Source organism: Streptomyces sp. NRRL S-37 (genome assembly GCF_000721605.1).
Lineage (GTDB): Bacteria > Actinomycetota > Actinomycetes > Streptomycetales > Streptomycetaceae > Streptomyces.
In genome coordinates this window covers 1-203 of the sequence record NZ_JOIZ01000174.1, presented here as the reverse complement: position 1 = coordinate 203, position 203 = coordinate 1, and the positions used below count along the sequence as shown (strand labels likewise).

1 protein-coding gene is annotated in these 203 nt (G+C 70.0%); it reads left to right on the top strand.

The features are described 5' to 3' along the window. Window positions 1-203 (top strand): hypothetical protein (locus IH50_RS38595; protein ID WP_158801463.1); only part of this gene is annotated, 203 nt, incomplete at both ends.

The window sequence follows — 203 nt, the reverse complement described above, 5'->3', positions numbered from 1 at the left end:
GGCGGTGGTCCTTGATCCGCGGCTGCGGCTGGGTGATGTGGAGGTCGCGGACGAGGACGAGCAGCACCGGGTTCTGGTGGAGTGGAACGACACTGCGGCCGAGGTGCCTTCGGGTTCGGTGGTGGCCGGGTTCGAGGCGCAGGTGGTGCGTGCTCCGGATGCGGTGGCGGTGGTCGCCGACGGTGTTGAGGTGTCGTACGCGG